Annotated in this window: 10 protein-coding genes; 4 read left to right on the plus strand and 6 right to left on the minus strand. The window is 56.8% G+C overall.

Annotated elements, in window-relative coordinates; translation table 11 throughout:
- Positions 1 to 38: 38 nt before the first annotated feature.
- Positions 39 to 1415 carry a TIGR03016 family PEP-CTERM system-associated outer membrane protein gene (locus tag GQF03_RS16675; protein WP_161340437.1) on the plus strand — a complete coding sequence of 459 codons (1377 nt, stop codon included), beginning with the start codon at positions 39 to 41 and terminating at the stop codon, positions 1413 to 1415.
- 68 nt (positions 1416 to 1483) lie between these two features.
- On the opposite strand, the gene GQF03_RS16680 is transcribed toward GQF03_RS16675, so the two are convergent.
- From GQF03_RS16680 to GQF03_RS16700, 5 genes are all read right to left on the minus strand, one after another.
- On the minus strand, positions 1484 to 2434 hold the full coding sequence (locus tag GQF03_RS16680; protein WP_161340438.1) for an ExeA family protein: 951 nt from the start codon (positions 2432 to 2434) through the stop codon (positions 1484 to 1486).
- 58 nt (positions 2435 to 2492) lie between these two features.
- Complete coding sequence (locus GQF03_RS16685) at positions 2493 to 4928, minus strand: tetratricopeptide repeat protein (protein WP_161340439.1); 2436 nt, start codon at positions 4926 to 4928, stop codon at positions 2493 to 2495.
- Between the two features lie 226 nt (positions 4929 to 5154).
- Positions 5155 to 5670, minus strand: coding sequence for a glycosyltransferase (locus tag GQF03_RS16690; protein WP_161340440.1), 516 nt, complete (start codon positions 5668 to 5670; stop codon positions 5155 to 5157).
- Positions 5667 to 6158: a glycosyltransferase family protein gene (locus GQF03_RS16695; protein WP_161340441.1), complete on the minus strand. Its 492-nt coding sequence runs from the start codon at positions 6156 to 6158 to the stop codon at positions 5667 to 5669. The genes GQF03_RS16690 and GQF03_RS16695 overlap by 4 nt, the downstream gene beginning before the upstream one ends.
- A 29-nt stretch (positions 6159 to 6187) precedes the next feature.
- Positions 6188 to 6892: a polysaccharide deacetylase family protein gene (locus tag GQF03_RS16700; RefSeq protein WP_161340442.1), complete on the minus strand. Its 705-nt coding sequence runs from the start codon at positions 6890 to 6892 to the stop codon at positions 6188 to 6190.
- A gap of 279 nt (positions 6893 to 7171) precedes the next feature.
- Between GQF03_RS16700 and GQF03_RS16705 the strand changes: the two genes are divergently transcribed.
- The 3 genes from GQF03_RS16705 (at position 7172) to GQF03_RS16715 (ending at position 11735) form a co-directional block, all read left to right on the plus strand.
- A complete protein-coding gene (locus GQF03_RS16705) occupies positions 7172 to 8149 on the plus strand; it encodes a glycosyltransferase family 2 protein (RefSeq protein WP_206375911.1) in 978 nt (325 codons plus the stop codon).
- 99 nt (positions 8150 to 8248) lie between these two features.
- The gene (locus tag GQF03_RS16710; RefSeq protein WP_161340443.1) at positions 8249 to 10117 is read left to right on the plus strand and encodes a right-handed parallel beta-helix repeat-containing protein; all 1869 of its coding nucleotides are present in this window, start codon (positions 8249 to 8251) and stop codon (positions 10115 to 10117) included.
- Between the two features lie 166 nt (positions 10118 to 10283).
- Positions 10284 to 11735, plus strand: coding sequence for a hypothetical protein (locus GQF03_RS16715; RefSeq protein WP_161340444.1), 1452 nt, complete (start codon positions 10284 to 10286; stop codon positions 11733 to 11735).
- A 27-nt stretch (positions 11736 to 11762) separates the two neighbouring features.
- Here the strand turns inward: GQF03_RS16715 and GQF03_RS16720 are convergent, their stop codons facing one another.
- On the minus strand, positions 11763 to 12671 hold the full coding sequence (locus GQF03_RS16720; RefSeq protein WP_161340445.1) for a glycosyltransferase: 909 nt from the start codon (positions 12669 to 12671) through the stop codon (positions 11763 to 11765).
- Between the last annotated feature and the right edge of the window lie 85 nt (positions 12672 to 12756).

Genomic DNA, 12756 nt, shown 5'->3' on the forward strand with positions numbered 1-12756 from the left:
TGGCAATCGGATGTGCCGTTGCCGGAGGAGTTCTGGCAATGTCCGGAAACGCCCTTGCCGCGGAATGGATGTTCAATCCATATATCGGCGTGGACGAAATTTACACAGACAACGCCTTCGGAGATGCCAGCGACCGGAAAGACGATTTTATTACGCGTCTGAACACTGGCTTTGAAGTGACAGGCGTCGGTCGACGCCTGCAACTGACTGCCGCGTATGATCTCGGGTACGATATCTATTCGCGGTATTCGGAACTGAACGGGTTCAACCACAATCTGCTGGCCTCCAGCAAGGTGGAATTTGTCTCCGAGCATCTGTTCCTGGACACGGACATCGCCCTGACGGAAGAGCGGTATTCCAGCGACGGATCAACCGCTTTTTCCGACCGGACCACGTCGGGCGACAGCACGCGGGTTCTCAATACCCGCATCAGCCCCTACTATCAGCATGATTTCGGTGGCTACGCCACGGGGATTGCGCGCTATACCTACAGCATGGTCGACTTCACCGATACGAATTCGGACATCGCATCAACGGAACCGTCGGATACCCGCACCAATCGGGTTGACCTCAGCCTGCTGAGCGGCCGGGAATTTTCCAGGACGAAATGGGCGGCAGAGGCGTTTGCCTATGACAACCAGGTGAAAAACGGCGACGATCTCAAGCGGGCAACGTTCAAGGGCTCCGGCCAGATGCCGATCAACCGCTATGTCGCGCTGCTCGCCTCGGCGGGTTGGGATGAGTTCGACGGTGAGAATATCGACAACAGCGCGATCAGCGGCGAGTTCTACAGCGGGGGCGTGCGCCTCACCCCGGGACCGCGGACCGATTTCAGCATTCAGGTCGGTCACCGTTTCGGCGGCGGCATTGTTGACGCAGACCTGACATACCTGATTTCCAGCGAAGCAAGTTTCTTCGCGGGCTATCATGTCGACGTCGCGGGTTCCGGCTCCGCCTTCGCCAATACGAGCAATCTGGACGAAAATGGCCGCCTCGTGAACCCGAACTATTTTTCGGGCGGTTATGCTGATGGCATTACAAAAACCAAGGCCTTTTCCATGGGTCTGGCCGGCGAGAAGGGAAGAAACATCTATTCCGCGTCGGCCAGCTATGTCATGCGCCGGTTCCTCGACGATGGCACGGATGAGGATGTCGTCTCCTTTGACGGCAGCTATACGCGGCAACTGTCAAGAAGGCTTGAATGGTCGCTGATGGGCGGCTATTCGGAAGTTATTGATTCCCAGGTTACCGGTGGCAGGGAACAGACCTTCTACGGCGAGACCGGCATCCGTTATCAGTTTACCCCGACCCTTATTGGCGGGGTGGCCTATGGCCATTATAACAGCGATGCCGAAACCAGTTCTGACAGCTTTCGGGAAAATACGATTTCAGTAACGCTCAGAAAAGAATTTTAACCGCCTACGCAGCGCCCGGACGATCCTGTCGGACTTTTCCCGAACCGGAGTTCCGGGCGTTTCTGCGTCTAGCCGTGTGACCGCAGCTTCTTGAAGATAAGCTTGGCAAGTTCCTTGTCATGAATGACGAGGGCGGGTTGCTCCTCCTCCGCCTCTTCCTTCGTCTGCACGGGAAGGCGGCGGGTTTCCTCAACCCCTTTGGGCGCGCCGACATCGAAAATGCCGTGCGTGCGCTTGTCCCGGATCACTTCATCAACGATGGTGCCGTCGATTTCCGGCGCCATGCGCGCAAAGCCGTAAACCAGGCAGGTATCGCAAAGAATATTGATAATGCGGGGGATGCCGCGGCTCGCTTCAAACAGCTTTTCGCACGCCTCCATCGTGAACAGCGGCAAATCCCGACCGGCGATGTGAAGCCGGTGCTTGATATAGGCGTCGATATCCTCGGCGGTCAGCGGCGCCAGGTGAAAATCAGAGGCAATTCGCTGGGCGAACTGGACCAGCTCCGGCGCCTGCAGGAGCCCTTTCAGCTGCGGCTGGCCGACCAGAATTAATTGCAGAAGCTGGTCATTGTCGGCATTGATATTCGACAACAGCCGCAACTGCTCCAGCAATTTCGGGCCGAGATTCTGGGCTTCGTCGACAATCAGGATCGTCCGGCGGCCTTCCGCATATTCACGGATCAGAAACTGCTGCAACTCGTCATGCAGCCCGACGTGGGACTTGCCTTCATAGGGCTGGCCAAAGGCCATGAGAACCCATTGCAGCAGATCCCCGTCCTGGATGTTGGAAACCAGGCCAACGGTGAATTCCTCGTCCAGCCGGTCGAGAAGATGGCGGATAAGCGTAGTCTTGCCGCAGCCGATTTCGCCGGTAACGACGGTAAATCCGGCGCGGTTCATGACGCCATATTCCAGCATTGAATAGGCGAGCGAATGGCTGTGGCCCCAATACAGGTAATGGGGATCGGGGAGAATAGAAAATGGCTTCTGCGTCAGTCCGTAAAATTCTCTATACATCTATGTCTGCTTTCACCCGTCAATCCGGATTGATTAAAATAAAATACGCGTCATTCTTCTAATTCGTTTTCGGCAAGGCCTTGACGTCCGCCAGCGCTTTTTCCGCCGCCTCAGTTTGCGCGAAATGCTGCGTCCTGCCAAGCGTCACGGCCTGCTCCAGCTCGCGAATGGCTTTATCGCGGTTGTTTTCCGCCTTGTAGGCCATCCCCAGATGATAGCGCAGAATTGCGGCCTTCGGCTCATTCTCGACTGCCTTGCGCAGAAGCGGTATCGCCTGGTCATATTCGCCAAGCCGGTAATGTATCCAGCCAAGGGTATCGAGGAAATACGGCACCTTCGAATTGCGGAATCGCTTGGCCAGCGTATAGGCACGCCGCAGGTCCCGCTCCTCATCGGAGTCCTCGGCGATCAGGCTCGCGAGGTTGTTGGCGACAATTTCCGAATTCGGCCGCTCCTCCAGCAGCTTTTCGTAAATATTGATGGCGTCCCTGTAGGCGCCCTCCGACTCCAGCAGGCCCGCCTCGGTCATATTCAGGAGAAATCCGTTCGGGGAAACCTCAAGCCCCTGTTTCAGAATGGCTTTCGCATCCTCCTGCCGGCCCGTCGCCATATAATAGCGCGCCAGCATGACGTAACCGGATTCTTCCTTCGGGTCACCGGCGATGGCGTCGCGGATCAGCTTTTCCGCCGCTTCGGGATTCTTTTTCTGAAATTCGATATTCGCAAGCAGGGTTCGGGCAAGATAGTTATTCTGGCTTCTTTCCAGAACGCTTTCCAGAAATGTGGCCGCCTTCTCGACATCGCCGTCCCGGAGATAGGCCTCCACCAGCGCCTTCATGGCCTGGCCCGCTTCGGGCGTGACCTCGTAAGCCTTCTCGAAGGCATCCCGGCTTTCATCGAGATTTTGCAGGCCGGCCAGTGCCGCGCCGCTGATCTGATAGGCGGCGGAGTCCATTTTATCCAGCGCCCGGATTTGCTCCGCAAGATTTTCGGCGGCGACCCAGTCCTGCTTTCTCAGCTTGACCTCGGCCAGCATTTTAAGAACGTCGGTTTGCCCGGGCGCGTTTTGCGCCATCTTCTCGAGCAGGCGCTCCGCCCGCTGAAGTTCGCCATGGCGGATGAAAAACTGCGCGTAAACAAGTCCGACCTGCGGCTGCTGCTTGCTGAACCGGTAGGCCGCCGAAAAACGGTCTTCGGCAAGTTCCAGGCTGCCATTGATTTCATGGGCCTTCGCCAGCAGGAGCGCCGCACGCACGGATTCCGGCTGCTGGCGCATGGAGGAGCGCAGGTTCGAAATCGCCGCATCGATCTTGCCCTGGTCAATCTGCATGGCGCCGATGAGGATAAGCGCGTCACTGCTGGTCGAGTCGATATCGAGGACATCCTCCGATAATTCCCACGCCTCGCTGAATTCCCCTTTGGCGAAATGAAGTTGCGCCAGCTTGTTGCGCGCCGCGATTTCATCCTCGACGGTTCTCGCCCGGTCGATGATGGAGCCCAGGATAACCATCGCCCGTTCGTCATCATTGGCGGCCTGCGCAAGGGTCGCGAGCGCAAAGCGATAGTCAACCACATCCGGATGCTGCTCGATGAGCTGTTCCAGTTCCGCCGCCGCGGCGTCATCGCCCTTCACCGATTTAACGAAACGGACAACGTCAAGATTGGCCGCAACGTCTTCGGGATTATCCGTGGCGATCTTGCGGATTTCCTCTTCCGCTTCGACTTCCTTCCCGTTCTTCAAATAGAAGCGGACAAGGCTTTTGCGAAAGGCGTGGTTGTCCGGGTTATCCCTGATGAGTTCCTTGAAGACGGCGACAGCCTCGTCATTCCGCCCGAGGCTTTCAAGCGCCCGGATTTTCACGACCTGGAGCTGGGAATTTCCCGCCGTGTGCGAAAGCCCCTCATCCAGAATGGTCACAGCCTCCGCGGCCCCGCCGGTTGAGAGCTTCTCGGCGGCGAGGATCAGGATGGCGTCGATGTTGGACGGATCGACGGCAAGCGCCTCTTCCGCCGCGGCAATCGCGCCGGATTTGTCGCCAAGACGGAACATCACGGCAGATTTGAGCGCCAGCGCCTCGGGATGTTTCGGGGCGATCTCGTTAACATGGTCGCTGGTTTCCAGTGCATCTTCCAGACGCCCGGACAACAGCATGATCTTGCCGTATCGCACCTGCGCCTTCAGATGCTTGGGATCGATCTCGATCGCCTTGAGGATGTCGCCCGCATATTTGCGCCAGTTCCCCTCATGCTCCTCGACGAGTGCGAGTCCGTACCAGCCGTCTGCGAAATTTTCCCTGAGCTGCAAGGCATTGCGAAACTCGATGCCCGCCTTGACGTAGTTGCCCTGCTCGATGAACGCCATGCCCGCTTCGTAATGGGCCTGCGCTTTCTCCTCCGGCGTGTCGCATGCTGCAAGCGTCATAAGGATAACCGCAAGCGCGATGCTGTTCACCAGCCGTGATTTAAAAAACGCGTAGGCACTTCCAAGGGTCATTGATCAAGCTTTCCGTCCCGATTGTATTAACTAACTTCGTTTCCCGCAAATAGGATATATATAACCAATTGCCGTATTCTTCGCGCTAAATCAGCGCCTTGGTGCACATAACATCAAATCCGGACAAACGCAAAACCAACGAACGAAGGTCCCGGCCGCCGGATTGGACAAGAATAGGCCTGATTTCTCAAGATATGCTTAAATTCGCGCCTCGAAATCGCTCCGTTTATGTCAACTCTTGCGGTTTCCCATTATATATGAAGCTGCGGATGGCCTGAATCAACTGCGGCTCGGCGAACTGGCTGGCGGCCTCGTTGATTTTCGGGGGCGGATTGGCGATCAGATGATCGAGGGTTGCGCCGAGTTCCGTTTCGTCCTTCGCCACATAAATGCCGGTGCGCCGCGAGAATTGTTCCGCCGTCGCGATCTGGTGATCGTTCCGGGTTTCCTTCAACGACCCCTTGCGCGGCATGATCAGCAACGGCTTCTTGAGGGTAAGCGCCGTGATAATCGTCCCCATCCCGGCATGGGCAACGATCAGGTCGGCCTGATCGAAGTTGCTTTTGAAGCTGTCGGGATCGAGAAAGCTCTGCCATTTGAAGTTTTTCGGGCGGTACCCGTCGTCGCCGAGCTCGGCGACCTGCGCGAAAATATCCTGATAGCCCGTCGCGAGGGACCAGTCGTCAAGTCCCTCGATCAGGCGGTCAAAACGCAGTTCATGGCCAACGGTTACGAAAATCATACGACAGACCCCTTGAATTCCGGCGCCCGTTTGCCGGCGCCGCCTGCAAGATGCTCCCATTGCGTCAGCCAGAGATCGGCGCAGCCCCCGGCTTTCTGGCCCGACAGGGACAGGGTGCCGGCGTTGGCGATGCTGTCGATCCAGATCGTGCGCGCACCCATCATCTTGCCGAGTTTCAGGGCAAAAAAGCCCGCCGCCGCGCCGGTCGAAATGATCACATCCGGCCGCTCGCGAAGAAGGATGAGGACAATCCCGAGCAGCTGCCGCAGCAGCCGGAATTTCTGCCAGCGATTGGCGTCCACGACACGGTAGAAGCGGGGTTCGGACTGTCCGCGCCGGGCGGCATCGGCAATCAGGTCTTCGCGATAGCCTTCCTTCGTCGTGACATAGACCGCATCGCAATCATCCCAGGCGACGCGTAGCCGTTGCAGTTGCACCCAATGGCCACCGGCTGAAGATATCGCAAGAATCTTTGGTTTTTTTGGCATGGGCAATCGATCTCTTTACTTACTATGACTCAGGCATCCCGCATAAGCTGGCCAAAGGTGCGGACGGAATAGTTTTCCGCCTTCGCCATCTCAAGCAGCTTGCGCGTCGCGTCCAGCACGAAGCGGTTGCGCTCCTTGTCGGTTTTTCTCTCAAAATCATGGAGGAGAATGACCCCTCCACCGGCGTTCTTGACAGTCTCGGCCAGTTCGTCCACCGGTATGGTTTGTGGTTTGGTATCGGTTGAATCAATGGTCCACCACGCCATTTTCCGCCCCTTGAACAGGGTCTGGAGGAGCGTTGCCAGAGTGATTTTGCCGTTCGGCGGGCGGAAATATTCGATCGGAACATTCTGGCGGCGAAGGCTGGCAAACCCCGCCTCGATATCGGCCGCCACTTTCCAGGGCATCCGTTTCCAGGCATTCAGATGGGCATAGGAATGACTTCCGACCTCATGGCCTTTCGCGACGATCTGCGGCACGACGTTCGAATTATTATCCACCTGAACCCCCAGCGCAAAAAACGTGGCGGGGGCGTCATATTCCGCAAGCAGATCGAGAAGTTCCGACGTGAAATTCGTGCTCGGCCCGTCGTCATATGTCAAGACAAGGGTATTGGTGGCGCGACAGAGCCGCTCCAGCTGCTTCACCTTCCTCATCCGGTAAAGATAGGGAAGTATTATCCAAAGTCCCGCCGCCGCGACGATCGCTAGGCCAAGACCAACAACTGCTAGCATTTCCGTTCCCTGATAGGTTAAGTTCCAATCCCCGATGTCATGCATCAATATAGGTAACAGAATCTCGATATTTAGTTAATTTTTTTAAAACTCCGGCCATAAAATGGACAAGAGTGGATGCAAAAATTCCCATTGCAACAAGATATTAATTAAATTCGGCAATAGTCGGGACTGATTTCTCCGTTGGCGGGATGGTCTCGACCGGCCGTGTCTTGCCCTACGGAACGTTAAATGGATTTTTCGCGTCAGAGAATATGTTAGTTTTAGGATCTTTAGTTTATGAGCCTTATGTTGCAGCAGGAACCTGAACCGGTGCAGTCACCCAAGCTTTCCATCATCGTCATCAGCTATAACACGCGCGAGATGACGCTGAAGGCGCTGGACACCGCCTTTGCCCAAACCCGGGACACGCCGTTCGAGATGATCGTTATTGATAACGCCTCGACGGACGGCTCGGCGGAAGCACTCCAGGAGAAATATGCCGACAAGGCGACGGTGATGTGCCTTGACGAAAATCTCGGGTTTGCGGCCGCGAACAATCTCGCGGCGAAGGAGGCGACGGGGGACTTCCTGCTGCTTCTCAATCCGGACACCGAAGTGCTCGATGGCGCGATCGACAAGCTGGTGGCCTTCGCCGACGCCTATCCGGAGGCCGGGATCTGGGGCGGACGGACCCTGTTCGCGGATAAAAGCCTCAATCCGACGTCCTGCTGGTCCAACATGACCCTGTGGAGCCTGACCAGTCAGGCGCTTGGTTTTTCGTCGATGTTCCGCAGGTCCAGCTTTTTCAATCCCGAAGGCATGGGCGGCTGGGACCGCGAGGGTATCCGCGAGGTCGATGTCGTTACCGGCTGTTTCTTCCTGATCCGCCGCGATTTCTGGAACCGCCTGGACGGTTTCGACAAGGCCTTCTTCATGTATGCGGAGGAAGCGGACCTCTGCGCCCGCGCGGCCAAGGCGGGCGCCAAGCCCATGGTCACCTCGGAGGCGACGATCATCCATCATGGCGGCGCGTCGGAAACGATACAGTCCGACAAGCTCGTTCGCCTGATCAAGGCGAAAATGACCCTCATCCACAAACATTTCCCGCCGGCGACGCGTGGCATTGCCATGACACTCATGACCCTGTGGCCCTTGTCCCGATACATTGCGCATCAGCTTTTAGGCTGGATCGGGCGCGCCAAATCACGCGACGCCGCCAAAGTCTGGAAAAGCGTCTGGCAGCGCCGCAATATATGGTCGAAGGTGGCGGACTAACCGCGCCGAACATGCCCCGCGGGATCGAATTTGCGGTGCCCGGTCATTTTGAACTAATATGATCCTGGCATCTCATGATGCCGAAGGGATGGAGGGAAAATGCGCACGCGATATCTGATAATTTTGCTCGCTTTATTCGGTATGACAGCAACGTCCCCGGCCTTTGCCAAGGATCTTTTCGTCGATTACGAAAATGGCAAGGATGAAAATGACGGCCTCACCCGGGAAACCCCCTGGAAGCATGCGCCGGGAGACCCGAATGCCGGCGGCAATGTGAGCCGGTATGATCTGGAGCCCGGCGATACCATCTATTTCAAGGGCGGCGTTGAGTATCTGGGCGGCATTACCTTTTCCGCCGGAGGGTCCCAATCAAACCCCGTAACCTACAAGGGAAACGGATGGGGCGAGGCGCAGGCGATCATCAGCGGCGCGAAAAAACTGGCCGTCGATTTCAAGCCCTGCCAGTCGGCGGAGGATTGTTACGGCAATTCGAACTGGGAGAAGCTTTATAAAACCCGCATCGACGGGGAGGTCAATCCGCTGACGCCGATGTTTCTGTCCGGCAAACGGATATGGCTGTCCCGCGAACCCAACCAGCCCGACCCCTTCTGGTTCGACGATTATGAACATTATGAATCCGTTGGCGGATGGGGCACGGAAATGACCGAAAGCTCGCTCATTCTCGGGTCCGACCTCGACGACACCTCCGATGAAAACTGGCGCAACGCCATTATTGCGCTCTGGATGAAACCGAACCAGGTCGTGCTCACGGACGTGACGGGGATTGATCGGGCGAGCGGGACCATCAATTTCGATCCGCCGGGCAATGAACCCTACACCGACCGGGACTCCTATTATGCGCTGTTCAACCGCCCGTCCGACATCGACCAGGTGGGCGAATATTTTGTCGATAATGACACCGGGGTGATCCTCCTCTGGCCGGAAAGCGCCGACGCGGCAACGAGCAATGATCTCAGCGTCAATGACCTTCCGGCGGCATTTGCGCTGAATGGGAACAGCAACATCGTCATCGAAGGATTTCATATCAGCCGTTATTTCGGCGATCATGACGGATGGCAGAGCGGAACCGCCGTTATCAACGGGAAAAGCCCGGTCCGCAATATCATCGTTCGCGATAACACTATCGACCATCTCCGGTCGGTGGAAGGCGTTGGCGCCATCCAGCTTGATAATTCGGCCGATTCCGTCATCAGCAACAATGTCATTGCCAACTCTCAGAAAAGCTCGGGCATCCGGTTTAACGAGGCGCGCAATATCATCGTGCGGGATAATGTCATTGACCGGATCGGGCGCACCGGGATTCGCCTGATCAATACCGAGAACATGCAAATCTCGGGCAATCAGCTGTCCAATATTTACGGCATTCACGGAAACGGCATGTCCGTGTACCTGGAGAACCGGAATATCCTCATCGCCGATAACATTCTGCGAAACGTGCCCTTCGCCTTTACCTATCACGGAACCGACGATGTCGACGAAGCCAACAATATGTGGCTGCTCAACAATGTGATTCTTGGTCCGGTGCGCAGCTGGGGAAGCCAGTTCGACAAAGTTACCTATCTCCACAATCTGATCTTCGCCGAAGATGAAGTGGGCAAGGCCGTGCAAATTTCCGGTTATGAGCCGCGGACGACCTTCAAGAACAATATTATTGACGGGATGATCGTGAAGCCGCCGGCGACGGACTGGACGATGTCGCACAATATCTATACGGCCCTGGCCTGGACGCAATCGCCGAAATACGGCTGGAGTATGGAACCCGAAAGCGACCTCGATGACGGGTTCGTTGACGATATTGAGAATTTCTCGAAAAAGCGGCCGGAGCTCGATATGCCGATTGGCGACAATATTTATGGATTGCTGCCGGTCCAGCTTTTCCCGCAGTATGATTTCAGCCGATGGAAGGAGGCAAAGCCCATCGGCCCGAGCTATACCGCCAAGCCCTAGGCAGGGCCGGCTGGCCTTTCCCTGAAACCAGGGTCGCCGGAAGATATGGCAACCCGGGAATGGCCGGCAACGTCGCGGTCGACAATCCGACGGCGTTGTAATAATAAAAGATTTATTGTTTACGGGTAATCATTCCTTCCCGCTGCAAAATATTGAAGGAAACAGAGTGTACAAACAGTTCATCTGTGCGCGTACCAAGCTATCGCCGCCCGACGGCTTCCGGTCGAAGACCTATTTGGACTGGACTATCTGGGTCTCTCCCGGTTTACCTGTTTCCGAAATCCGCGATGGGGATGGCCGGGTTTTAGGGCTCCTGCTTGGCTGGTTCATCAAGGACGATGAATTTATCAGCAGTGACTCGGCAATTGAGATCGCGGCGGCGCCCTCGCGGAGCCGTAATCCCTTCAACTCCCTGTGCGGCCGGTTCGTCGTATTCTGTGAATATGATGGAAATCCATCGCTGTTGACCGATGCCGGCGCCCTGTTTCCGGTCGTGTATGACAAGTCGCGGGAAATCATCGCCTCCTCCTCCTGCATGATACCGGAGGTGACCGCCGAGAACCGGGATCCGGCAACGATCGCCGATCTCGATCTCTTGACGGAGCGCGGCTGGTATCCCTTCGGCCTGACCGCCCATGCCGGAATAAGGCGGCTGCTTCCCAATCGCGCCCTCAATCTTGCCTCGTTCGACGCCACGCGAACCTGGCCCCTGGAAGACGAGGACGACTTTCGCAAGCATCACGGGGAAAGCGATGAAACGCTGTTGCAGAGATTATGCGAAAGCCTGAGCGGAAGAGTAAAAACCGTCACGGCGGCACAGCCGACAATCATGCATCTGACCGGCGGATGGGATACGCGCATGATGCTCTCCGCCGCCCGGGAAAGCATCCGCGATATCGATTTCAGAACCTACCGGACGGGCGGAAGCGGCGGCAAGCTGGACCAGCAGCTCGCCAGACTACTCTCGGACAGGTTCAAACTGAAACATGAATTCGTCGATTTGCTGCCCGTGTCGGAGGCGGAGCGGCGCGACTGGATGTGGCGCACGGGATATTGCCTGAACGATCATGTTATCGGATTATCGACAACCGAATGCGGTGTCGCGCAAGCGGGCGAGGTTACGCTTGCCGGCGCCGCGGGCGAGGTTGCCCGCGCGTTCTACTGGAACTCCGATGATATCGGCAAGAGCCCGCCAACGCCGGAAATCTTATTGCAGAGGCTTGGATTTAAAAATACGGAAATCCTGAACGACGAGGCAAGGCGATGGCTGGAGGGACTTCCGAAAGGAAGCGCCTGCTGGGTGTACGACCTCGCCTATATCGAATTGCGCCTGGGCTGCTGGGCGGGAGTCGCCATGACCGGCCATGATATTCCCCTGCCGTCTATTTCGCCCTTCAACAGCGTCGATACATTTCAGACAATGATGTCTTTTTCCGACCGCTATCGCGCCGACGGCGGCCTGTGCAAGGATATCGCGAAACGTCTTTGGCCGGAGCTTCTGTCCATTCCGATCAACCGGGCGGCGGGACTTAGAAAACTGCTTTTCGTTCGGCAGGAACTGTCGGCGACGATGCCGCCGGGCCTGAAGGAAATGCTTAAAAAATACCTGCGGCGATAGGACGGCGGGCGCGGGCGCCATGACGCATCACGCGCGCGTCCAGTGTTTGTTGGGATCTATATGGTCCTGCCCGCTGGCGAGAAACCCGAGCATAATCCGCGCACGGAAAAGGCGGCACCAGAACAACACGACAATCGCCTTCAGCTTATCGGACATCCGGACAAGCCTTTTGTTCTTGAGCGCCTTGATACTATGGGGTACCGCCGAGGCGGCGGTCGCGAAACACAGCGCGAGCCACCGCGCGTTGAACCCCGGCTTCTGTTTCAGGACATTGAAGGTCATGGCGGATTGCCGTTTCCATTTTGCCCTGAGTTCGTCGAATGTCGCCCGCGCCGGATGCTTTACGATGCAATCGCCGCCATAGTGAAATGTTGCGCCGGCCGCAAAGGCCCGGTGACACCAGTCCGTATCTTCGGCGACATCGGATCGAAACGGACCGACTTCGCGGAAAAGCGCGAGGCTTGTCCAGAGGTTCCCCGTCGCCGCTTCATTCTTCTTCGCGTAATTTTCCTGGTTCGTTGAATAGACGATATCGAAGGCCTCGACGCTGTTTGGCCGTTCGTGCCGGGGATACATGACGATCTCTCCCGCCATCACGCTCCGTTCGCCTTGTTCTTTCATCCGCCGAAGGCCGTTTTTCACGAAATCCGGATCGATCAGGCAGTCGCAGTCGGTAAAGGCAAGAAACCGGCCCTGTGCGATCTCAACGCCCGCATTGCGCGCCGGCCCGGCCCCGCGTTTCGTTTCGACCACCAGACGCGCGTTCAGGTTATACTTTTCCAGCCCCTCAACCGGTTGGCGGGAATTGTTGTCGCAGACGATCACTTCAAACTCGGCCTTGTCGCAGCTTTGCGCATCCAGCGACGCAAGACACGCCGCCAGACCGGCGGGGTCGTTGAAATGCGGGATAACGATGCTCAACTCGAAACGTTCCACGATGATATATTAACCCTTTGATCCCAGTTCTTTTTCGTCGAGCCGGTCGGCTTGCATACACCGCATTCTTCCGCGATCCTGCCGC

It is taken from the genome of Sneathiella chungangensis, from assembly GCF_009882935.1.
In the GTDB taxonomy this organism is placed as follows: Bacteria; Pseudomonadota; Alphaproteobacteria; order Sneathiellales; family Sneathiellaceae; genus Sneathiella; species Sneathiella chungangensis.

Excerpts from the sequence above, each read along its gene's own strand:
- GQF03_RS16675 (WP_161340437.1), top strand. The coding sequence starts at position 39 with ATGTCCGGAAACGCCCTTGCCGCGGAATGGATGTTCAATCCATATATC.
- GQF03_RS16680 (WP_161340438.1), bottom strand. The coding sequence starts at position 2,434 with ATGTATAGAGAATTTTACGGACTGACGCAGAAGCCATTTTCTATTCTC.
- GQF03_RS16685 (WP_161340439.1), bottom strand. The coding sequence starts at position 4,928 with ATGACCCTTGGAAGTGCCTACGCGTTTTTTAAATCACGGCTGGTGAAC.
- GQF03_RS16690 (WP_161340440.1), bottom strand. The coding sequence starts at position 5,670 with ATGATTTTCGTAACCGTTGGCCATGAACTGCGTTTTGACCGCCTGATC.
- GQF03_RS16695 (WP_161340441.1), bottom strand. The coding sequence starts at position 6,158 with ATGCCAAAAAAACCAAAGATTCTTGCGATATCTTCAGCCGGTGGCCAT.
- GQF03_RS16700 (WP_161340442.1), bottom strand. The coding sequence starts at position 6,892 with ATGCTAGCAGTTGTTGGTCTTGGCCTAGCGATCGTCGCGGCGGCGGGA.
- GQF03_RS16705 (WP_206375911.1), top strand. The coding sequence starts at position 7,172 with ATGAGCCTTATGTTGCAGCAGGAACCTGAACCGGTGCAGTCACCCAAG.
- GQF03_RS16710 (WP_161340443.1), top strand. The coding sequence starts at position 8,249 with ATGCGCACGCGATATCTGATAATTTTGCTCGCTTTATTCGGTATGACA.